Source organism: Herbaspirillum sp. Sphag64, from assembly GCF_014192645.1.
Taxonomy (GTDB): domain Bacteria; phylum Pseudomonadota; class Gammaproteobacteria; order Burkholderiales; family Burkholderiaceae_D; genus Herbaspirillum.
In genome coordinates this window covers 1-20,684 of sequence record NZ_JACHYE010000006.1, presented here as the reverse complement: position 1 = coordinate 20,684, position 20,684 = coordinate 1, and the positions used below count along the sequence as shown (strand labels likewise).

At 54.0% G+C, this 20,684-nt stretch carries 19 protein-coding genes and 2 pseudogenes; 12 read left to right on the top strand and 9 right to left on the bottom strand.

Features of this window, described 5'->3' with window-relative positions; all coding sequences use genetic code 11:
* Window positions 1-6 precede the first annotated feature (6 nt).
* Complete coding sequence (locus FHW66_RS11430) at window positions 7-231, top strand: hypothetical protein (protein WP_183379934.1); 225 nt, start codon at window positions 7-9, stop codon at window positions 229-231.
* Window positions 232-244: 13 nt separating this feature from the next.
* Here the strand turns inward: FHW66_RS11430 and FHW66_RS11425 are convergent, their stop codons facing one another.
* Both FHW66_RS11425 and FHW66_RS11420 read right to left on the bottom strand, forming a co-directional pair.
* Complete coding sequence (locus tag FHW66_RS11425) at window positions 245-2,302, bottom strand: pyridoxamine 5'-phosphate oxidase family protein (RefSeq protein ID WP_183379933.1); 2,058 nt, start codon at window positions 2,300-2,302, stop codon at window positions 245-247.
* 2 nt (window positions 2,303-2,304) lie between these two features.
* The gene (locus FHW66_RS11420; RefSeq protein WP_183379932.1) at window positions 2,305-2,943 is read right to left on the bottom strand and encodes a glutathione S-transferase family protein; all 639 of its coding nucleotides are present in this window, start codon (window positions 2,941-2,943) and stop codon (window positions 2,305-2,307) included.
* A gap of 196 nt (window positions 2,944-3,139) precedes the next feature.
* Here FHW66_RS11420 and FHW66_RS11415 point away from each other — a divergent pair, with 196 nt between their 5' ends.
* Window positions 3,140-4,051, top strand: a complete 912-nt coding sequence (locus FHW66_RS11415; protein ID WP_183379931.1) for a LysR family transcriptional regulator — start codon at window positions 3,140-3,142, stop codon at window positions 4,049-4,051.
* Window positions 4,052-4,261: 210 nt separating this feature from the next.
* On the opposite strand, the gene FHW66_RS11410 is transcribed toward FHW66_RS11415, so the two are convergent.
* Entirely contained in the window at window positions 4,262-4,723 is a 462-nt protein-coding gene (locus FHW66_RS11410) for a DUF4260 family protein (protein ID WP_183379930.1), read from the bottom strand.
* Window positions 4,724-4,812: 89 nt separating this feature from the next.
* On the opposite strand from FHW66_RS11410, the gene FHW66_RS11405 reads away from it, so the two are divergent.
* Window positions 4,813-5,706, top strand: a complete 894-nt coding sequence (locus FHW66_RS11405; protein WP_183379929.1) for a LysR family transcriptional regulator — start codon at window positions 4,813-4,815, stop codon at window positions 5,704-5,706.
* 68 nt (window positions 5,707-5,774) lie between these two features.
* Here the strand turns inward: FHW66_RS11405 and FHW66_RS11400 are convergent, their stop codons facing one another.
* From FHW66_RS11400 to FHW66_RS11385, 4 genes are all read right to left on the bottom strand, one after another.
* On the bottom strand, window positions 5,775-6,488 hold the full coding sequence (locus tag FHW66_RS11400) for a ketopantoate reductase family protein (RefSeq protein ID WP_183379928.1): 714 nt from the start codon (window positions 6,486-6,488) through the stop codon (window positions 5,775-5,777).
* Window positions 6,475-6,960 carry a cupin domain-containing protein gene (locus FHW66_RS11395; protein ID WP_183379927.1) on the bottom strand — a complete coding sequence of 162 codons (486 nt, stop codon included), beginning with the start codon at window positions 6,958-6,960 and terminating at the stop codon, window positions 6,475-6,477. Before FHW66_RS11395 ends, FHW66_RS11400 begins: the two co-directional genes overlap by 14 nt.
* A gap of 290 nt (window positions 6,961-7,250) precedes the next feature.
* A complete protein-coding gene (locus tag FHW66_RS11390) occupies window positions 7,251-8,375 on the bottom strand; it encodes a porin (RefSeq protein ID WP_183379926.1) in 1,125 nt (374 codons plus the stop codon).
* A gap of 120 nt (window positions 8,376-8,495) precedes the next feature.
* The gene (locus FHW66_RS11385; protein ID WP_183379925.1) at window positions 8,496-9,830 is read right to left on the bottom strand and encodes an MFS transporter; all 1,335 of its coding nucleotides are present in this window, start codon (window positions 9,828-9,830) and stop codon (window positions 8,496-8,498) included.
* A 365-nt stretch (window positions 9,831-10,195) separates the two neighbouring features.
* Between FHW66_RS11385 and FHW66_RS11380 the strand changes: the two genes are divergently transcribed.
* From FHW66_RS11380 to FHW66_RS11365, 4 genes are all read left to right on the top strand, one after another.
* Window positions 10,196-11,095, top strand: coding sequence for a LysR family transcriptional regulator (locus tag FHW66_RS11380; RefSeq protein WP_183379924.1), 900 nt, complete (start codon window positions 10,196-10,198; stop codon window positions 11,093-11,095).
* A 115-nt stretch (window positions 11,096-11,210) separates the two neighbouring features.
* Window positions 11,211-12,050 carry a fumarylacetoacetate hydrolase family protein gene (locus FHW66_RS11375; RefSeq protein ID WP_183380109.1) on the top strand — a complete coding sequence of 280 codons (840 nt, stop codon included), beginning with the start codon at window positions 11,211-11,213 and terminating at the stop codon, window positions 12,048-12,050.
* 113 nt (window positions 12,051-12,163) lie between these two features.
* Window positions 12,164-13,843 carry a bifunctional 3-(3-hydroxy-phenyl)propionate/3-hydroxycinnamic acid hydroxylase gene (locus FHW66_RS11370; protein ID WP_183379923.1) on the top strand — a complete coding sequence of 560 codons (1,680 nt, stop codon included), beginning with the start codon at window positions 12,164-12,166 and terminating at the stop codon, window positions 13,841-13,843.
* Window positions 13,840-14,679 (top strand): VOC family protein, encoded by an 840-nt coding sequence (locus tag FHW66_RS11365; RefSeq protein ID WP_183379922.1) that lies wholly within the window; start codon window positions 13,840-13,842, stop codon window positions 14,677-14,679. The genes FHW66_RS11370 and FHW66_RS11365 overlap by 4 nt, the downstream gene beginning before the upstream one ends.
* 110 nt (window positions 14,680-14,789) lie before the next feature.
* Here the strand turns inward: FHW66_RS11365 and FHW66_RS11360 are convergent.
* A pseudogene (locus FHW66_RS11360) lies at window positions 14,790-15,233 on the bottom strand (methyl-accepting chemotaxis protein); the annotation flags it as partial.
* Window positions 15,229-15,357: pseudogene (locus tag FHW66_RS11355) on the bottom strand (DUF305 domain-containing protein); the annotation flags it as partial. The pseudogenes FHW66_RS11360 and FHW66_RS11355, both read right to left, overlap by 5 nt.
* 123 nt (window positions 15,358-15,480) lie before the next feature.
* Here FHW66_RS11355 and FHW66_RS11350 point away from each other — a divergent pair.
* The 5 genes from FHW66_RS11350 to FHW66_RS11330 all read left to right on the top strand — a co-directional run bounded on the left by FHW66_RS11350 (window position 15,481) and on the right by FHW66_RS11330 (window position 20,518).
* Window positions 15,481-15,675, top strand: coding sequence for a DUF2256 domain-containing protein (locus FHW66_RS11350; RefSeq protein ID WP_183379920.1), 195 nt, complete (start codon window positions 15,481-15,483; stop codon window positions 15,673-15,675).
* Window positions 15,672-17,201 carry an FAD-binding domain-containing protein gene (locus FHW66_RS11345; protein WP_183379919.1) on the top strand — a complete coding sequence of 510 codons (1,530 nt, stop codon included), beginning with the start codon at window positions 15,672-15,674 and terminating at the stop codon, window positions 17,199-17,201. Before FHW66_RS11350 ends, FHW66_RS11345 begins: the two co-directional genes overlap by 4 nt.
* Before the next feature lie 155 nt (window positions 17,202-17,356).
* On the top strand, window positions 17,357-18,511 hold the full coding sequence (locus FHW66_RS11340) for an iron-containing alcohol dehydrogenase (protein ID WP_183379918.1): 1,155 nt from the start codon (window positions 17,357-17,359) through the stop codon (window positions 18,509-18,511).
* 132 nt (window positions 18,512-18,643) lie between these two features.
* A complete protein-coding gene (locus FHW66_RS11335; RefSeq protein WP_183379917.1) occupies window positions 18,644-19,855 on the top strand; it encodes an ABC transporter substrate-binding protein in 1,212 nt (403 codons plus the stop codon).
* 339 nt (window positions 19,856-20,194) lie between these two features.
* Window positions 20,195-20,518: an H-NS histone family protein gene (locus FHW66_RS11330; RefSeq protein WP_183379916.1), complete on the top strand. Its 324-nt coding sequence runs from the start codon at window positions 20,195-20,197 to the stop codon at window positions 20,516-20,518.
* Window positions 20,519-20,684: the final 166 nt, after the last annotated feature.

Genomic DNA, 20,684 nt, shown 5'->3' with positions numbered 1-20,684 from the left:
TATTTGATGCACAAACTGACAGATCCACTCTCTGCAGAAATCCAACAGCCAGTGACGGTCCTGCATTGCAACGCCATCAATACATCGATCAACGGTACCGAGTATCTTCTGGAAAGTCGGGTCCTGCAGCTCGATGCGGCAACCCATCGCTCAGAATATCGGGTCTTGCGGGGTCAGGTCATTATCAAAGACTGGGCAGAAGGTAATGTAGGACAGTATTTTCAGACCTGATCATGATCGCTGCTCACAGATCCAGAACGATCCCGGCTGACATCGACGCTGAGTCCATTACCTGCGGCTGCGTAGAGCATAACAATACTTCTCCCGGCGCGGCTTGCACTGAACAATTGCGCGTGTAAGCAACTTCTCCCGCAACGAGTCTAACGGAACAGGCACCACATCCTCCGGCGCGGCAACCAGATGCTGCCGGCAGACCGGCTGCCTCGGCCAGCTCAAGCAAGCTTTGATGGCCTCCATCCCATTGCGCGGTCACACCTGAACGCACAAAGTTGACAGGTATCGGCACGGCGCCGAGTGCTGCTGGTGCTGCAAGCGTTTTTACCGTCGCTAGTCCGAAAGCTTCGAAGCGGATGCGCTCCGGCGCGATATTCAGCTTGCGTAAGCCATCATAAAGATCCTGCATGAAACTGGCAGGTCCACACAGGTAGAAATCATAATCATCAAAGGGCAGAACCGTTCGCAGAAAATCAAACTCCAGCCGCCCTGCACTGCGCTGGTAACGAACGACATCGCCCTCGCCCAGATCACTGACCTGCAGTTGGTCGACCGCGCTGTAACGCACATGTGCATGCAGGTTGCGGTGTCTTGCTGCCAATGCTTTGACGTGCTCGGCAAAGGCTTGCTCGCGCGGATGACGGGCGGCATGAATAAAGTAAATCGGATGCAGATGGCGGGTTCGTCCTTCGTTGACCAACAGGCTGTTCAGTATCGCCATCATAGGCGTCACACCGACCCCGGCTGAGAGTAACACTAGCGGACGCTGGCTTGTTGCATCGAAGACAAAATCACCTGCCGGCTGCATAGCCTCCAGTTGGTCGCCAACCTGCACATGATCGTGTAACCAGCTCGACACCAAACCATCGCGCTTGACACTGATCCGGTAATGCGGCGCATACGAAGCATCCGAGAGTGTATAGGTGCGCACCACGGGTGCATCCCTCCCCGGCAGGCTGATCCTTATTGGCAGAAACTGGCCTGGCTCAAACGGCGCCAGTCCCAGCCCATCCGTTGCCTTCAAGGTGAATGAGCGGATGGTGGCACTTTCATCCTTTACCGCACTGACCCGGAAGCGACGCCAGCCTTGATGTCGATGCTGCTGCAGTATCTGTTGCGCAGCTTCCCAGGTGCCGGTACCAGCCAGCACCGGCGACTGCTGTGGCGGACTCCAGCACCATGGCAAGGCTGCAACATTGCGATGCACCTTACGGACCTTAAAACGCAGTAGCCGCTCAGCACCAGCGAAGGCCCTGAGCTCCGGTCCATCCCAGATGACTTCCGCCGTAACCGCCAGCTGTAGCGTATCGCCGCTGTCAAAATCAATGAACAGCAGCCCGGCAGCAGGTTCAGCGAGTAGATTGCCAATCGTGTTGAAGTAGAAATTGCCGATGAAATCCGGCACCGTCACCGTGCCTGCATCATCGACATGCACAAAACCCGGCCGGCCGCCACGATGCGACAGGTCAACCCCTCGTCCGTTGCCAGCGTCTGCCTGAAGATTGCTGGTAGCGATGAAGAAGGTATCGGCACTTGCAAGCAATGCGCGATCAGCATCGTTGAGCTGGTCGGCAATGATGACCTGTGATGCGCCACCAGCGTGCCTGGGGTATTCATGATGTTGGCGGCTCTGGATATATTGCGGGCAATTGCCAAAGCTTTGTTTGACTGCAACGCTGAATCCACCTGTGCTGGCACCTTCAATCACGCCATTGACGCGATTGCGCCGGCGCGTGGCGGGTTCCAGCCCCAATGCGCCAATGTACTTGCCACGTGTCAGTTGCCCTGCCAATGCATCGCCAGCAGCGACCGTAGCATTGACCTGCAAGGTAGTGCTATCCGGTGTCTGTAAAAAGCCGGGAGAACCGGATAACACGGTGGCCCACGGCTGGCCGCTGGCGTCGTTTGCGCCAAGGAAGAAAAACGGTAGTTGTGCAAAAAAGCGCCGATGCTGCTCCGGCATGTGGTCGCGCACATTATTGCGACCAACTGCCTCCAGCTGTTGCCGTACACCGACGCGCTCCTGCGCAGCCAGCTCCTGAGGATGGAATGGAGAAGCGAGCGCCATGATTATGCTGCCGGGCGTGCTGAAGCCGGCATGGCGACAAAACCGGGCAAAGCGCTTACACGATCAAGCCAGGCGCGGATGTGGGGATATGGCGCCAATGAGATGCCGCCTTCCGGCACATGTTCAATGTAGCTGAAAGCAGCGACGTCGGCGATGCTGACCTGATCCCCAAGAGCGAACTTCTTTTCGCTTAACTCCAGCTCCATCGCTGCCAGCACGCGCAGGGAAATCGCCGCTGCAGTATCGTAGTCGAGCGACTTTCCAAACAGCTTCACTAAACGCACCGCACAAGGGCCATACGCGATCTTGCCCGAGGCATTCGAGAGCCAGCGCTGCACCGTCGCTGCAGCGACAGGGTCGCGCGGCAACCAGCGACCACTCCTGTCATAGCGGCTGGCAAGATAGACCAGAATGGCACTCGAGTCGGTCAGCACGACATCGCCATCGCGTAGTACCGGCACTTCGCCAAAGGGACTCATGGCGAGAAATGCGGCGCTATGGTTCTCGCCGCTGGCGAGATTGACATTGATGAACTCAAACGGCAGTCCAAGCAGATTCAGGAACAGTTGCACCCGGTGCGTGTGGCCGGAGAGCACGACACCATAAAGTTGTATGGCGGAGGAGGAAGATTGCGCGTTCATGGATGAATCCCGTTCAGTTAAAAACCATCATGTTGGAGTGAGGAGAGTTACACCAGTATAGAAACGCAAAATCGGCTTGATAAGACGCCTTAGCAGACTTTCACTCTCCACTTAAAGTGGAGAGTTGAGGAATTATTTTGATCTGAAGGATAAAATATACCGGTAGCATTCCACGTCTGAAACAAGGAACAACACCATGGTCGACCTGCAATCCATCAATCTCAATCGTCTGCTGATATTCAATGCCGTCATCGAGAGCGGTTCGTTGACCGCTGCCGGACAACGGCTGGGACTCGCCAACACCATGGTCAGTCGCCATATGCAGTTGCTTGAAGCCGAGATCGGTGTGAGCCTGCTGACCCGCTCAACGCGCCGCCTGAGTCTGACCGATGCCGGACGTGCGTTTTACGCCGCGAGCAGCCAGATTGCCCTCAGCACCGAGCAAGCGGTGCAAGCCGCGCGTGATGGACTGGATGCACCACGCGGTACCTTGCGGGTGGCCGCCGCCATCGACTATGGCGCGATGGTAGTCGCGCCGCAGCTGGCAGCATTGCGCCGCCGCTATCCCGCCTTGGCGGTGGAGCTGATCTGCGCCGACCATCGGGTAGATCTGATTGCCGAGCGTATTGATGTCGCTGTGCGTATTGGCAAGCTGGCTGACTCCAGCCTGCGTGCTGTTGCCATCGATGATTACCACAAATCTCTGGTAGCCAGTCCTGATTTCATCGCCAGGGTTGGTATGCCGAAGAGCCTCGTGCAATTGGCCTTGCTGCCCTATATCGCGCTGACCGTCTTGCCGCAGCCAATGACATTGACGCTGCAAAATGCGCAGCGTAGCAAGCGTGTGATCAAGATGCGCAATCCAGTCTTTTCCGCCAACACGGCGCCCGCATGTCGCGCTGCCGTGTTGGCTGGCGAAGGTGTGGCATTCCTGACAGACTTCGCTACCGCTGCCGACATTGCTACCGGCACGTTAATCCGCGTCCTGCCGGAGTGGACCTCACCTCGCGGTCAGATTCACGCGGTCTTTGCCGATGGTGCACAGCGGGAGCAAAAGTTAAGGGTGTTTCTGGAAGCGTTCAGGCGCTACCAAGACAAGACTAATTAGTGAGATCGGCGCTGCTCTTGTGAGCGGCGCCCCCTCATTTTCCAGGAATCGCCCATCCACCACGTCTTCGATTCAGCATTGACTACTGGAAAGTTTCAGGACGATGGTGGATCTGTTTTTCTGGAGATACCTTTTTAAATTTCGCTACCTCGTACCATAATCTATGCAGCCGAGAGGCCAACGTGCGCCCCGCCCGTTTCAACCTCCGTCCTATTGTGGCTCCACGACTGCTTGATGCGCATCACGCTTCCAACTCAAGTGCGTCATCTTAAAACCGACAGGATATTTCAATCCATAGCCTAGCATCCGGTCGAGACCGATATGTGCCGCCCAAATCAGGGATAGTGAGTAGAGCAATGGCGTTGCCAGCACAAAACCCGACAGCGCAAGAAAGGCAGGCACAAGATGAGTATGCCCAAGGTTATAAAGCTGCGCCCCAAGACGCGGATTGACGAGATACCCCAAGATGCTGAGATCGGGCAACAGGAAAAGCAGCGTAAATAGCGGCCAGCTACCACCCAAATAGTGGTAAGCCGATACCGCAAGTAACAACTCAAGCAATGCTTCGGCTCTTAACACTATAGAAATTGATTCGGGAACAATATTGTCGCTACGATCGACGGCAACTTGTGTGCTTGAGGCCGCGAGTGAGCTTGAGGATGGACTGGTCATGATGGGCTCCTTGATTAATAGCGCCAGTATTGCCGGTCCATGGGATAAATGGAATTAGTTAAGATCCTTCTTCCGTTGTACGATTATGTATGAACCCAAATACCCTTGACTGGGCGCTCTGGCGCTCGTTTTTAGTGATTCTGCGCGAAGGTAGCCTGGCGGGAGCCGCGCGGGCGCTGGAACTCACACATCCGACCGTGCGGCGTCATCTTGACGAACTCGAAACACAACTCGGTACCACGCTCTTTGTGAGGTCTCCATCTGGACTGATCGCAACCGAATTGGCGTTGAGCCTGCGCGATGCCGCGCAGAGCATGGAATCCGCTGCCGCACTCCTAGTGCGCACTGCATCGGGCGACGCGGGCCACATCGCTGGTACCGTGCGTATCAGCGCAAGTGAAATCGTGGGCGCGGAGCTTCTGCCCCCTATTCTGTGTACCCTGAAAGAGAAAAATCCCGGCTTGTCCTTTGAACTGAACCTCAGTAATCGCATTGAGGATGTACTACGCAACGATGCCGATATCGCTGTGCGGATGATCCGGCCAACCCAGGATGGCCTCTTGGCGCGCAAAGTCGGGCAGATACCCATTGGCTTATATGCACACCAATCCTGGATTGTGCGATATGAGGAGCCGATCACGCTGACGGAACTGATCACATCAGGCCATTTGATTGGCTACGACAAGAATCCGGCAATCATGAACGCATTGCGAGAATCGGGGCAGCAAGTGACTGTAGCCGATTTCGGCTTTCGCTCCGATAGCGACCTGGCTCAGCTTGCGGCGCTGCGAGCCGGATTGGGCGTAGGATTCTGCCAGCGGATCATTGCTGCTCGTGACCCACAACTGCGACCGATCCTGCCTGATCTGACCTACAACCTGGAGGTCTGGTTGGTGACACATCCTATGCTGCGCAGCCAACGCCGCGTTCGGGTGACGCTGGATGGCCTGGCGAGTGGCTTGCGCTTCACGACGCAAACCTAAGTATCACCAAACTGCAGATCAGGCTCCACTAGATCGACTGAGTTGTAGACGAATAAACCACGTCGGCATCAGCTCTTGTTAATCTCAAGCGGTCGCATGGCCTTGATCTTATTGATCTCAATCGGCTTGTCAGACTCAGGCGCCATCGATACCAGCAGATCCACCATCGCACGAGATTCTCCTGCGCCCAAGGCGAGTAACTCCCGGAAGGACTTAATCCTCGTTATCAACCAAAGTGCGCTCGCAATTATCCATGCGGGAGATTGATTAATACGGACTTTCGAAGAAGGATAGATGTCGTAACCTAGTCCCTTGATCAGTCGATAGCATTCATGCACACCATGCGCGATTTTCATCGATTCGCGCCAGGTTGCGCCTCCGCTTCTTCGTACGCCAGCGTAGGCCGAACTTTCAAAAGCGATACAGATCGGTGCGTGACTACGCAGCCAAGACGACATGTTCGGTTCAAACGACGCTGGTATGCCTGCCCCATTAAATACGTCCACCCAGGTTTGCTTGCCTAATTTTGATTTTTGACCACTGGCACCAATGCGTGCATTGACCTGACCATCCTTGTCAATAAACGACTGAATGAATGGAATTCCAAATGTACATCTGTCAGCGCCAAGCCTCTCTTGAATGCGTTCCGGATCAAAATTATTGCAGACAAACAACAGTGATTTCGCTTTGCTTTTTAACAAGGCAGGCAATACCGCTTCAATCTGCTGGGCAAGCACCGTGACGATGATGAGGTCGTAACTGATTTCTTCATTCTTCAGCAATCAGGAAACCTCCAGGTTGCGGCGTCCGAAGTTCACCCATGAGTCGCTCGAGATACCACCGTAGCGATGACTTATCCTCTTCCCGATGAAAATGAACGAGTGGCGGAAGCATTTTCAACAGCATATTGGCTTGCAGCCCCTGGAAGGCAAAGTAGGCGCCCAGGCCACTGCAATCGCCACCGCCATTGACGACCATGAAATTTCCTTCCTCGACCGCAGAAATGAGAGGAATCACACTAATCGATTCCGCCTCCAGCGTGCTGTAAAAGCGAAAGGCCTGACCGCGAGGGAGCAGTACACAGTCGCCAGTATCGATACGCAAAGGATGGACCAAGCCTGCCATCTCAAGCCAGCACGTGCCGTGTACAAGTGCATAACAGCGAATTCCTTCGTAGGCAGGAAAATCGATCGACCATTCCCGGCCTGCATCCAGGCCGCGTATGCCGTAGCTCTGCGGCTTCAACAATGACATTACACTCGACAACGCATCCATTCACTGGCCTCAAATAATTGCCTTCTAAGATATCAGAAAGATATCCAATATGGACGTATTTGAAGACGCATGAAACGCGTTCAGAGAGGCAACAACTTTGGATCAGGGATGCACTCTGCGGCTATCGCCATCCTCCGATGGGTGAAACAAGGGTATAAAACTGAGACAAGTGCGAAGCTGACACCTGGTAAGCTACGCATCACGCCTGCATACTGTCCGAGGCAAACGCATCTCTGAAATTAAAGCGTAACAGGCTCTGTCGCGGGGTTTCAAAACATGTGCCGGATCCCCAACTGAAATCCAAATTCTGACGCACCAGCTTGTGGACTCAAGGCTTGGGATGTTGTCAGGCTGGCACCAGTCATCTTGTAAGCGGCACCATTTTCGTTGACCAGGCGCGACACCACAGAGTACATACGAGTGCGCTTGGACAAATCATAGTTGAGGATCAAGCCAAACTGCTTGGCATTCCTATCCAGACTGGAACTATCCTGGATGTAGCCGCCGCCGCCGCCAACACTCAAGGCTGGTGTCAGTCGGTAGTCTAGCGATAGCCCATAGACATTGTGATAATTGCCAGCCACGTTACCGACAACGCTGCCGCTAGGGTCATACTTGCCTGCCGGATTGGTCAGTGCATTTCCTGTGGTGGTAGAAATGACGTCATTGGTGCGGAAGAAGGCAAGATAGACTTTACCGTTGCCGTAATCGTAATTTCCTCCGGCCATCAATTGCGTGACACTTACCGTATTGGTGGCGTTATTCGCCCGAAGATAAGCGGTAGCGAAAGATATTGGTCCCTGTTGTGTTTGCGAACCTAGTTGATAGACAGCATTTCCGACGCTGGTGCCCGCTCTTTCCCCTGGAGAATAGTGAAGCTCGACGGTGGTGTTTGAAAACTTTGGCGTGACATAGCTGATATCGTTGTCAACACGTGCGAGCCAGTTGGCGAAGTTATTGAATGCGGAACCATACGTGGCCGCGCCAAAGGCATCCATATTGCCAGCATAGTTGAACATCGGAGTGTTCTGGCGGCCCACGCGAACCTCCCCAAAGCCGCCGCCCAAGCCGACCCATGCCTGCCTGTCAAACAAGCGATAAGAATTCTGTAATGCACCGGTACTGGGATCAAAGCCGCTCTCCAGGTTGAAGGCTGCAAAGTATCCTTGACCCAGATCTTCTTTGCCCTTGAAACCGATGCGACTGGTCATCTCACCATTGTTGCCAACCAGGGACAAATTTGTTTTCTGCCCGCCAATGGTAGTGCTCTGGTAGCCAGCGAAGACATCCAGTACACCGTAGATGGTGACGGATGAATTCTCGGCCCACGCCGCCTGCGTGGCAGTCAATGCCAGCACCACCGAAATCCATCTGAGATTACAAGTCTTATCCATTAATTCGCTCCTCCGATTTTCATGCTTTTTTATGGGCGACAGAATAGAAAGGCTGCATCAGCAAACCCTCTGTTCGTGTCGATATTTTCTGGAAATGGCTTTTCCAGACTGGGGACTGGCCTAAGGGGCTACTTCCTCATAGGCACCGCCATCCATGCGGCGGTTGATGGCTATGGCGATGATCGCCAGGGTCGCGGGTACGATTCCCATCAAGAAAATGTGTGCCACATCAAGCTGCAAGGACAACATCAGGCTCCCGGCCAAGGGACCGCAGATTGAACCGATCCGACCAATGCCGATCGCAAAACCGACTCCGGTGCCGCGCATATGGGTCGGATAAATTTCGGTTGCCATCGCATTCAGGCCTGCTTGCACACCTTGGATCGCAATCCCCATCAAGGTACTAATGGCGAGGACGACCACATAAGATGTGCTCCAGGCAGACAGTGCGAACGCCAGCGCTGCATAGATGAGGAGCTCCGCAATCAAAGTTTTGCGTACGCCAAAGTAGTTCATCAGCCAGCCTTGCAGCACGCTGCCCAGCACACCACCGGCGCTGAACAGGGAGACTGCGGCGATACCCACCGCAACCGGGTGATTCGCGCTAAACAACACCGCAGGCATCCAACTCACAATGAAATACAGCACCACCAGATTCATGAAGTAAGGAATCCACAACAACAACGTGTCGCGCCAGCGGCCTCCGGTAAACAGTTCTCTGATGGGAACCCCAGTTGTCTTCGATGAAGGCACCTCAAAGTTCTGTTGGCTTGGCAAATCCGGCGCCAGGCGTTGAATCAATTTGACGAATCTCCGGCTCGTACTGCCTTTCAGGATGAGGAAGCGGGCTGATTCGGGCATAAAGGCGGCGGCCGCCAATGCTAGTGCCAGCGGCAGGATACCGCCTACGATAAACACCGAATGCCAGCCATGTACTGGCAGCAGCAACGATGTCGTGATACCGCCGAGCACGGCACCCAAAGGCATACCACACATCAGGGTGGTCACGATGATACGAGCGTATCGTTTCGGCGAATACTCCGAGGCCAGCGCCAACGCATTGGGCAGTGCACCACCCAGTCCCACGCCCGTCATAAAACGACATAGAAGTAGCTGGTCATAGGTGCCCGCATAAGAAGTGACGAGCGATAACGCACCAAAGAGTATGGTCGAGATGATGACCATGGTCTTGCGACCGAGTCTATCGGCCAGTGGGCCTAATACCATCGCACCGATCAGCATGCCTACCAGTCCCGCACTGAAGATAGGGCCAAACCTTGAAATGTGAAAAACCAGTTCCTTGGAGATGGCCGGTGCCAGCATACCGATGGTCTGCGTATCGAAACCATCCAGCACGGCGATCAGGATACAGATCGCGATCGCCCGCCACTGTAGCCAGCTGACCGGTCGCTGGTCAATGACGTCCTTGAGATAGAGCTGTGAAGTAGCTTGCATTTGTCTCTTTCATTTTTTTGATGTTACCAATTTTGTTCTGGCAACGACGCGGGCCAGATAGCCGCTGATCCGTCATTGAATTACCGCGTGCTTGTACCAGCACTTTGCAGGGATTAGGTGTGGTTACCGCTGTCGCTGCTGAAGTTGTCATTACTGCTCCAGCATTGCTTGATTGCGCCAGCATTACACTGCTTTTTTTTGAATGAAGGTGCCAAGACAATCTCCTGATTTACATTATTTTTTAGTGGGTGCGCCATCGATCAGGGATGGAGCAACTCAAGCAGTTTCAGGAAGTCTAGAAGTTTGACTTTTATTAAACAATCCTTTAATAAGGATACAGGCCATCAATTATTTTGATAAATACAATGGATAACCTAGACCTCAAACAATTGCGGATTTTTATTGAAATCTTCAAGACGGAAAGTATCTCCCAGGCGGCCATCAATCTGGATATTGGTCAGCCCGCGGTGAGCATGGCCTTGGCAAAATTGCGGGATCATTTTGCTGACCCATTGTTTGTGAGGACCTCCAAAGGGATGCAACCAACACCGCTTGCGGAAGAAATTATCAGCCCCATGCGCTTGGCATTCACCACGATCACCGCCACGCTGAATCACCGCTCCAACTTTGACCCAATGGTGTCGGATAGGCTGTTTGGTTTGTGCATTACAGATATCGGCCAGCGCGTCATCATGCCGCGCCTGTTGGAATACTGCAAAAAACACGCCCCCTCGATTCGCATCGACTTGAGTTACGTGTCTGAACATACGGTCAGAGACCTTGAATCTGGCACGATTGACCTGGCACAGGGATACATTGCGGGCCTCGATGCCGGGTTTTATCAGCAAGCACTGTTCACCGACCGCTTTGTCTGCATGCTGCGCCAGGGCCACCCTCGTATAGAAAATGGAAGACTGACGATGGCTGATTTCGAACGCGAATCGCACTTGGTCATTTCTACACAAGGGTCAGGACATCATATTGTCGACAAGAAAATCGAAGAAATGGGTATCCAGCGCAAGGTCGGTCTGCGTATTCCCAATTACCTGGGTGTGATCTCAAGCATCGTCGACTCCGATTATCTGGCGATCGTCCCAGAACGCTTCGGCAAAATTGTTGCTGTCAATACCCCGGTGCAACTGATCTCGTTGCCATTCAAGCTCGATAGCTTCCGCGTGATGCAGCACTGGCATGGCCGTTACGCCAATGATCCCGGCGTCATCTGGTTAAGAAAGGTCATGACCACGCTATTCAGCGAGCATTGATGAAGCAACACGATCAACGCCATTATCAAAATAATTTATTCACCTATCTCAATTACCTAGTTTTCACTGATAGTTGCGACGAGTAAGATCGGCTCCTCAAAACAAAGGAGGCATGATGAAATTCGCAAGTTATCGCCATCAAGGCAAGGAAAGCTTTGGCATCGTCCAAGGAGACAGACTCTTCGATCTTGGCCATCTGGGTCTGGGAGACTCCCTGCTGCAATTCCTGGCGCTGGGGCATTACACCAAGGCACCGTCATTGACAGACGCAACAGGCCTAACGCTTGAGGAAATCGAATTTCTGCCGGTCATTCCGGCACCAGGCAAGATTCTCTGCGTGGGGATCAATTATCTGTCGCATGTGAAGGAGACTGGTCGCGACGTGCCCAAGTTTCCTATGTTCTTCACCCGCTTCGGCGATTCTCAAACGGCACACGGCCAAGCCATTATCCGTCCCAACGCCTCCGAAAAGCTCGATTTTGAAGGAGAACTGGCAGTGATCATTGGCAAGAAGGCGCGCCACGTCAAAGCTGCTGATGCGCTGTCCTATGTCGCCGGCTATTCCTGCTACAACGATGGTAGCGTGCGCGACTGGCAACGACACACCATCCAGTTCACACCAGGAAAAAACTTCCCGTCAACCGGCGGCTTTGGTCCTTGGCTGGTCACCACTGACGAAGTTGGCGATCCGTCGCAGTTGACCCTGACTACGCGCTTGAACGGCAGTATTGTCCAGCAAGCGCGTACTGACGACCTGATCTTCCCGGTCGAACAACTGATTGAATATTGCAGCACCTTTACCGAGCTCAATCCTGGTGACGTGATCATCACAGGCACCACCGGCGGTGTTGGTGCGTTTCGCGAGCCACCGCTCTGGATGCAGCCCGGCGACGTCGTCGAAGTCGAGATCTCCAGCATCGGCACCTTGGTCAACCGGATCGAACAAGAATCCTGAGCGCAAGCCACGCTGAATTTTTTCCCTATAGCCGCAGTCCCACTGACCCTTGCGGAGCGGGTTCAATGGCATCCCTGAGGTGTATTGAGCCGACCCATTTGAAAGAATCAATCATGCATAAGGATATGCAAACCACAGATGTCTTGATCGTGGGCGCGGGGCCCACCGGACTAACCCTTGCCAATATCCTTGGCAAGCACGGCATCAAGACCACGATCGTGGACCGGAAATTGTCGACAGTAGCCGAGCCGAGAGCGGTATCGATCGATGATGAATCGCTTCGGACCATGCAATATATCAGCCTCGATCAGGAAGTACTGCGCGACGTGGTAACTGGTTATGGCGTGCATTACTTCACGCATCCCGGCGGTCGCTGTTTTGGCAAGGTGGAGCCGACATTAAGTGAATATGGCTTTCCTCGTCGCAATGCTTTTCGCCAACCAATATTCGAAGCCACATTGAATCAAGGGCTACAGCGTTTCTCCTGTGTCAGTAGACGCTTCGGCCATACACTGCAATCATTCACGAATACAGGAACTGGCGTCATCGCCAATTTTCTAGCCCCGGATGATAGCAAGGTATGTATCTCGGCCCGCTATCTGATTGGCTGCGATGGCGGACGCAGCAATGTGCGTGAGATTCTCAATATTGCCCTGAAGGGATCAACCTTCAAGTCACGCTGGCTGGTTATCGACACTGAGAACGATGACGACAGTTTTTGGCAGACGCGGGTCTATTGTGATGCCACAAGGCCTATCGTCGAGGTTCCTGGCCCGCATCGTACCCGCCGCTTCGAGATCTTGATCCACCCCGACGAGGATGCGGAGCAGATGATGCAGCCGCAACAAATCGAGAAATTCCTGCGACCATTCCGAGGCGACAAGGCCACTCTCATCGTCAGGAAAGTGGTCTATACCTTTCACGCACGCATGGCGGAACGCTGGCGTGTAAAGAATGTTTTTCTGGCTGGCGATGCTGCGCACCTGACGCCACCTTACGCTGGCCAGGGCATGAATAGTGGCGTGCGCGATGCACACAACCTGGGATGGAAACTAGCCTATGTCATCAAGGGCATCTTGCCGGAGACAGCGCTCGACTCATACGAAACAGAACGACGAGAGCACGCTTGGTCATTGATCAAGCTGGCACTTTATATGGGTGAAGTAATGGCGCCACGCACACGCCTGCATGCCTGGCTGATCCAGTATTTTTTTAGATTGGCCGCCTATGTGCCACCGGTGCGCGACTATTTCTTGCAGATGCGCTTCAAGCCCAAGCCGCGCTATCAACAGGGTCTGCTAGTCAATACCAAGACCTCGCCACAGGCCGCACTGGTTGGCACCATGTTGCCGCAACCTTTGATGAATACGGGTAACGGCGTGCTCGAACGATTTGATGACATTGTCGGGACCGGCTTTTCCCTGGTGGCGTACGGAGCCGATGCCAGCGAGCGACTGGCAGGTCTGTCAGAAGATTTATGGAATGATCTGAAGGTGACGCGCGTCGCAATGCTTCCGATTGGCACCGCCTTGCCCAGCCAGCAAGAGCGACCACCTGGACTCAGCGTGGGAGCAATCAACGATGTTGATAGCAATGCTCGCTTCTCTCAGTTGGGCGAATACATCGTATTGGTCCGCCCCGACCGCTACGTTGCCGGGACCTTCAGAGGTCAGGAAGAGCAGCTTTTTGCCGCTGCCTTTGCTACAACCCTCGGCGCATCAGCGCCCCTGCTAAGCGGCTCCAGCAAATCTCCAATCACTGTACAGCAAGGAACAGAGGTACAACCAATATGACAAGCATGCAGATCGATCATCCAGCGCAACTTTATTATTTACACATCAGCAGTGAGAATCCAGAACGGCTGGCCGCGTTTTATCGTGAGCAGATGTCGCTTGATGAAAAAGTCATCGCTGGGCAACACGTTCTGCGGGGCGGCAGCCGCGCAGTCATCGTGAGCAAGGGCAGCTCGGGAGAGTTGCTGTTTCCTGCTTATGCGCTGCAATCAGCTGAAGCTCTGGCGCGGCTACGCACTAGACTAAACGTCAAGGGCATTAGCATGACGCCATTGTCCACTCCACTGTATGCCGAGGGTGCCTTTACCATCGAAGACCCGCAAGGAAGAAAGACCGCCTACGGTATTTGCGCGAATCACAGGGTCAGTGATCCTGAGCCGGCGCGACTGCAGCACGTCGTCTTCCAGACCACCGAACTAGAGGCAGTGGTGCGATTCTATGTCGATAAAATCGGATTCAGCATCTCCGACGAAGTGATCGACGAAGAAACCGGCCAGTTGGCTGTTGCCTTCCTGCGCTCCGATGACGAGCATCACTCGCTGGCCTTCTTCCGCGGTTCACGCAATGAATGGGATCATCATTGCTACGAAACCAACGAGTGGAATGATATTCGCGATTGGGGTGACAAATTTGCCAAGCAGCACATGCAGATTTTCTTTGGCCCTGGACGACACGGTCCCGGAAATAATTTGTTCTTTATGGTGACTGACCCGGATGGCAACCGGCTTGAAATCTCGGCCGAGATCGAACGCATTGCCGCCGATGCGTCGCCCGGCGTGTGGCCGCACAATGAATACACACTCAATTCCTGGGGGCGTGCCTGGATGCGCACATAAGTCTTATGTCGCAATGCGCCAGAGATCTTGGTGATTGTTTTGCACACTGATTTAGAAGCTCAGTGTGCAAAACATCTGCGCCACGAGCACGTGGAAATCGACACGCAAGCTTATGTCAATTTAAAAACACCAACCGCACTCACCAGACTCTCGCTTTGTATCTGCATCGATTTCGAGACCGCGGCGGCCTCTTCAACCAATGCGGCATTTTGTTGGATTACCTCAACCATTTGGGTGATTGCCAAGTTGAACTGCTCAATGTCATCGCTTTGCTCATGGCTGGCGACTGCAATTTCTTTCAACATGGCACTGACTTTTTGAATGCTCGACATCACGTCATCCATCGTTTTTCCGGCCTGATTGATCAGTTGAGAACCGGCACCGACCTCTTGTACCGAGCTGTCAATCAGGACTTTGATCTCCTTCGCCGCCGTTGCCGAGCATTGCGTCAAACTGTGCACCTCAGACGCCACCAAGGCAAAGCTACGGCCTTGCTCGCCAGCATGCGCAGCTTCCACTGCGGCGTTCAACGCCAGAATAGTGGTCTGGAACGCCCGGCGTCAGGTTTCGAATTTCAGGATCATTGCTATAGAGAAGAGCCGCTTTCGCTATGTCGATAGCGCCTTGATGATGCGGGATCATCATTGTCATGAAATCGTGTTCGGATTGGCCATTCATGGTCTAGCGTCGCAACCAGTTTCAACCGATGACAAAGCAATGACAGATTTGTCATTGAGCGGACCATCCATCTTTTCTCTAAAATAGTGATGACCAACGTCACTCCAGGCTTGCGCCATCATCATGACCAGCAGCAACAAAACCTTTAAAGGCAACAAGCAAAATCTCCCGCGCAAGATCTATGTCGTCTGCGCGCGAGAGATGGTGTGGCGACATGCCTGGCGCAATAACTGGGATGCGGTCAAGTATTGCTCAAACGCCTGTCGCCGCAATGCTTCGCATCGTAGGGTGGACGATACCGGATCGGGCCATCCATGAGCTATCGCGTTGTCTGGTTCAAACGTGATCTACGGCTACACGATCACGCTGCCCTGCACTACGCGGCTGAACGCGGCCCGGTGCTGTGCCTGTATGTGTTCGAGCCGGAACTGTGGCAGCAGCCCGATATGGCGCTTCAGCATTTTCAGTTCATCCGGGAGTCGCTGCGTGACCTGTATCGCGGTGCGCGCAGCCACGGCATTACGCTACAGGTCGTACACGGCGATGTCGTCGAGATTCTGCAGCAGCTGCATCGGCAAGCGCCGTTTGTGGAACTGGTCTCGCATGAGGAAACCGGTAATGGCTGGACCTTCGAGCGTGACAAGCAGGTAGCGCGCTGGTGCCGCAGCGCGGGTGTTGTCTGGCAAGAATTTGCCCAGTTTGGTGTCGTGCGGCGCTTGCGCAACCGCGATGCATGGCAGCGCCATTGGCAACAACACATGCATGCAGCAAGACTCCCTTTACCAGCGGTGCAGAGCCTTACATTGCCATGGACACCAGCACCCTTGCCCGAGGGCACCACATTCGGTTTGAATGTGCAGGATCCGGCGCATCGACAACGCGGTGGACGTAGTCTGGGCCTGCAGGTGCTACAGGATTTTTTGCAGCAACGCAGTCGCCAGTATCGTGGTGGAATCTCCTCGCCGTTATTGGCACCGACAGCCTGTTCACGCTTATCGCCGTATCTGAGCTATGGCTGTCTGAGCATGCGCGAGGTGCTGCAAGAGACTGAAATTTTCCGCGCCAGTCTGCCAGAAACTGCGACTCGCCACCGTCAAGGCTTGACGGGGTTCGTCAGTCGCCTGCACTGGCATTGTCACTTTATTCAGAAGCTCGAAAGTGAGCCTGCCATCGAGTGGCACAACATGCATCGCGGTTACGATGGTTTGCGCGAAACGGAATGGCAACAACAGCATTTCGATGCGCTGGTCAATGGCCGCACCGGCTGGCCACTGGTCGATGCCTGTGTCGCCATGCTCAATGACACCGGCTGGATCAACTTCCGTATGCGCGCCATGCTGGTCTCGGTGGCTAGTTATCCGCTCTGGCTACACTGGCGTCCGGTCGGCGAGTGGCTGGCACGCCAGTTTCTGGATTACGAACCGGGCATTCACTGGAGTCAGATGCAGATGCAGGCCGGCACCACTGGCATCAATACCACCCGTGTCTACAACCCGATCAAACAGGCTCAGGACCACGATCCGCAAGGGCACTTCGTGCGTCAATGGCTGCCCTATATGCGGAAAGTCCCCGATGTCTGGTTATTTGAACCTTGGCGCATGCCGGAGTCGTTGCAGACCAGCTGTGGCTTGCAAGACAAAGCAATGCCGATCGCGCCGGTCGAACTGGAAACAGCAACCCGACTGGCCAAGCAACGGGTACATGCGCTACGACGTCAACCAGAGGTCAAGGCAGGCAAACAGGCCATTGTGGACAAGCATGGCTCGCGCGCGCACCGTACCGGTACCAACAAGGGAAGCAAGTCGATCAATACAACAGCGCAACAGGGAAGTTTCGACTTCTGAACACGTAGAACGCTGAGACTCTGCTAGACTCATCAGCACATCGCGTGTGGACAATCAAACCAACAAACAACCGGAGACCCCGCACGAACCTGACCGGCTCAGTCCGTCTGATGAGGTCCGGCACGCAGGCGGGTCGCCATTACCGATCATCAACAATGAGCACATTCCACTTTGAGTCCGTTCCCTCACTGCTGAGAGAGTTTGGCGCCTGCCAGCGTCTGGGTAGCATCCTGCGCGAGCGTTTTGACAAACAACGGCTAAGTCTGGTGACGGATGCCTTTCTGTTCCAGAGCGGCCTGCTGCAACCCGCGCTTGACAGTCTTGCCGCCGCTGGCTGGAAGGTCTGCGTGATCAGCGAGGTGGTCGCCGATCCACCAGAGGAAGTCGTCCTGGCAGCAACCGAAAAATCGCGACAATTTGCTGCTGAAGTGATCGTCGGTCTGGGTGGGGGCTCTTCCATGGATGTGGCCAAATTGATTGCTGTGCTCTCCAGCGGCGAACAAGCGCTGTCGACCATGTATGGCATCAACAACATCAAGACGGCAAGACTGCCGCTGGTGCAGATCCCGACCACTGCTGGTACCGGTTCCGAGGTCACGCCGATCTCTATCGTAACCACCGGCGCCACCACCAAGGCTGGCGTCGTATCGCCCCAACTCTATGCCGATCTCACTATCCTCGACACCGAGCTCACCATGGGGCTGCCACCGCGGATTACAGCCGCCACCGGGATTGATGCGATGGTCCATGCGATTGAAGCCTATACCAGCCGCGTGAAGAAAAATCCCTACTCCGACATGCTGGCCCGCGAAGCCCTGCGACTACTCTCAGGCAACCTGCTGCGCGCCTGCCGCGACGGCAGCAACCGTGATGCCCGCGAAGCCATGCTATTAGGTGCCACGCTGGCCGGTCAGGCTTTTGCCAATGCGCCGGTCGCTGCGGTGCATGCACTGGCCTACCCGATTGGCGGCCTGTTTCATATCGCACATGGCTTATCGAATGCGCTGGTGTTGCCACATGTCCTGCGCTTTAATCTGCCGGTTACCAGTGCGCTGTATGCCGAATTGGCTGACATCGTGGTGCCAGCCTCCGGGCGCAGTGTGGAGGCTGGCGCACAGGCGCTGCTGGAGTGGGCGACGACGCTGGCAACGCAGACCGGAATCGAGTCGCGTCTGCGAGACGTCGGCATCACACAGGCCGATCTGCCGCAACTTGCTTCAGAGGCCATGCTGCAGACCCGGTTGCTGGGCAATAATCCGCGCCCACTGACTCAGGAAGATGCATTAGCGATTTATCAGGCGGCGTATTGACCCGTCGCCTGTTGTTGGTGTTCGCTGGAACCCGGCATCACAAGTGTCTGGGAACAGCGAATGTCGAGTATTGTTGAGTGTTGTTGACTATTGCAATGATGTGAAATCAGACCAAGAAAACAGGGAGACCAGATGAAACACCGCACAATCGCTGCCGCTATTCTCGCGGCTGTCGCCAGCATGGGAGCAGACTTGCAGGCATCGGCACAAAGCACCAGTGACACCGTCAGAATCGGCATGATTACCGACCTCTCCGGCGTCTACATCGACATCGACGGCCAGGGCGGCGCCGAAGCCGTCAAGATGGCCATTGCCGACTTTGGCGGCACCGTCAATGGCAAGAAAATCGAATTCGTCCTCGCCGATCATCAAAACAAGGCAGACATTGCCGCCTCCAAGGCCCGCGAATGGTTCGACCAGCAAGGCGTGAACATGCTCATCGGCGGCACCAACTCAGCGACCAACCTGTCGATGGCCAAAGTCGCCGCCGAGAAAAAGCGGGTCTACTTTGCCATCGGCGGTGCCACCGCACGCCTGACCAACGAAGACTGCTCTCCCTATACCGTGCATTACGCCTATGACACGGTCGCACTGGCCAAAGGGACTGGCTCGGCGATCGTCAAAAATGGCGGTAAGACCTGGTACTTCCTGACTGCCGACTACGCCTTCGGGCACTCGCTGGAGTCCGATACCAGCAACGTGGTCAAGGCCGCCGGTGGTACCGTCGTCGGCACGATCCGGCATCCGCTGGGTGCATCGGACTTCTCCTCCTTCATGCTGCAGGCACAAAGCTCAAAAGCCCAAATTCTGGGACTAGCGAACGCCGGTGGGGATACCGTCAACGCCATCAAGGCGGCCAACGAATTTGGTATTACCAAAACCATGAAACTGGCTGGTTTGCTCATGTTCATCAATGATGTCCATGCACTCACGCTGAATCTGACACAGGGCATGTATCTGACCGATGGCTGGTATTGGGATTTGAATGAGGATACCCGTGCCTGGTCAAAGCGGTATTTTGCCAAGATGAAACGTGAACCTTCGATGCTGCAGGCTGCCGATTATTCGGCCACGATTCAATATCTCAATGCGGTTAAAGCAGTCGGTAGCGACGATCCGGACAAGGTCATGGCCCAGTTGCGAAAGACTAAAATCAATGACTTCTTCGCCAAGGGTGGTTATATCCGCCCTGACGGTCGCATGGTCCATGACATGTATTTGATGGAAGTAAAGAAACCAGCCGACTCGAAATATCCCTGGGATTATTACCGGCTGGTACAGACTATCCCGGGGGAGCTGGCCTACACCACCAAGGCCGAGTCAAAGTGCGCTCTCTGGAAATAAGCCCCCATATTGGTTAACTGGTTTGCCGTATGAAACCTGTCTATTTTCGTAGCCAAACTCGCGCCGCTTTTACCCGAGCGGCGTTTTTATTGTTTGTTTATATTGCGTGAATAACGTTCTTTATAAAGTTCGCTGCCGTGCCACTCTTGAACGATGATAGTCAACAAATACCCCTTCAAATTCGATCGATATTGAGCTCAATCAAATCTGATTTTAAATCAAAAATTCTTTTAATTATCTTTTAGGAAATAATGTGGAAACAATAAAAAACAAAAAAACCATTGAAATTAATTATTTTTTTGTGTAACGTCCGGTCTATCAATTCACTCCGAGGATGACATGGCAAACGAACTTGAAAAGCTGCTGGCTCAGCAAAAAGATGTTGAAGCAAAGATTGAAGAACTGAAAAGAAAAGAACGTGAACCAGTAATTGCCGAAATTCGGCAAAAAATTGCACAATTCGGCATTACTGCCAAAGAGCTGGGATTCGCTGGCAAGACTGCTAAAGTCATCGCGTTCAAGCCAGTCAAATCCGTGGCACCGATCTATGCCAATGAAGAAGGTAAAACCTGGAGTGGCCGTGGCAAACCACCTCTGTGGATCGCCGGCCCAGATGGCAAAGCAAGCGAGAAGCTGAAGAAGAAATACCTGATTGCCAAATAATCTGCAGTACTATCATCCGATAGTACTTCTCTGCTTATCTGGAAATTATCTGGAAATAAAAAACCCCTGCAATGAACTGACCCCATAAAGTTGGACGGTTTAATTGCTAGGCAGCCAAAGGCTGAGTTCTGTATTGCACAGGACTCAGCCCTTTTAATTTGGTCTT

Coding starts and splice junctions, on each gene's coding strand:
- FHW66_RS11430 (WP_183379934.1), top strand. CDS start 7: ATGCACAAACTGACAGATCCACTCTCTGCAGAAATCCAACAGCCAGTG.
- FHW66_RS11425 (WP_183379933.1), bottom strand. CDS start 2,302: ATGGCGCTCGCTTCTCCATTCCATCCTCAGGAGCTGGCTGCGCAGGAG.
- FHW66_RS11420 (WP_183379932.1), bottom strand. CDS start 2,943: ATGAACGCGCAATCTTCCTCCTCCGCCATACAACTTTATGGTGTCGTG.
- FHW66_RS11415 (WP_183379931.1), top strand. CDS start 3,140: ATGGTCGACCTGCAATCCATCAATCTCAATCGTCTGCTGATATTCAAT.
- FHW66_RS11410 (WP_183379930.1), bottom strand. CDS start 4,723: ATGACCAGTCCATCCTCAAGCTCACTCGCGGCCTCAAGCACACAAGTT.
- FHW66_RS11405 (WP_183379929.1), top strand. CDS start 4,813: ATGAACCCAAATACCCTTGACTGGGCGCTCTGGCGCTCGTTTTTAGTG.
- FHW66_RS11395 (WP_183379927.1), bottom strand. CDS start 6,960: ATGTCATTGTTGAAGCCGCAGAGCTACGGCATACGCGGCCTGGATGCA.
- FHW66_RS11390 (WP_183379926.1), bottom strand. CDS start 8,375: ATGGATAAGACTTGTAATCTCAGATGGATTTCGGTGGTGCTGGCATTG.
- FHW66_RS11385 (WP_183379925.1), bottom strand. CDS start 9,830: ATGCAAGCTACTTCACAGCTCTATCTCAAGGACGTCATTGACCAGCGA.
- FHW66_RS11380 (WP_183379924.1), top strand. CDS start 10,196: ATGGATAACCTAGACCTCAAACAATTGCGGATTTTTATTGAAATCTTC.
- FHW66_RS11375 (WP_183380109.1), top strand. CDS start 11,211: ATGAAATTCGCAAGTTATCGCCATCAAGGCAAGGAAAGCTTTGGCATC.
- FHW66_RS11370 (WP_183379923.1), top strand. CDS start 12,164: ATGCATAAGGATATGCAAACCACAGATGTCTTGATCGTGGGCGCGGGG.
- FHW66_RS11365 (WP_183379922.1), top strand. CDS start 13,840: ATGACAAGCATGCAGATCGATCATCCAGCGCAACTTTATTATTTACAC.
- FHW66_RS11350 (WP_183379920.1), top strand. CDS start 15,481: ATGACCAGCAGCAACAAAACCTTTAAAGGCAACAAGCAAAATCTCCCG.
- FHW66_RS11345 (WP_183379919.1), top strand. CDS start 15,672: ATGAGCTATCGCGTTGTCTGGTTCAAACGTGATCTACGGCTACACGAT.
- FHW66_RS11340 (WP_183379918.1), top strand. CDS start 17,357: ATGAGCACATTCCACTTTGAGTCCGTTCCCTCACTGCTGAGAGAGTTT.
- FHW66_RS11335 (WP_183379917.1), top strand. CDS start 18,644: ATGAAACACCGCACAATCGCTGCCGCTATTCTCGCGGCTGTCGCCAGC.
- FHW66_RS11330 (WP_183379916.1), top strand. CDS start 20,195: ATGGCAAACGAACTTGAAAAGCTGCTGGCTCAGCAAAAAGATGTTGAA.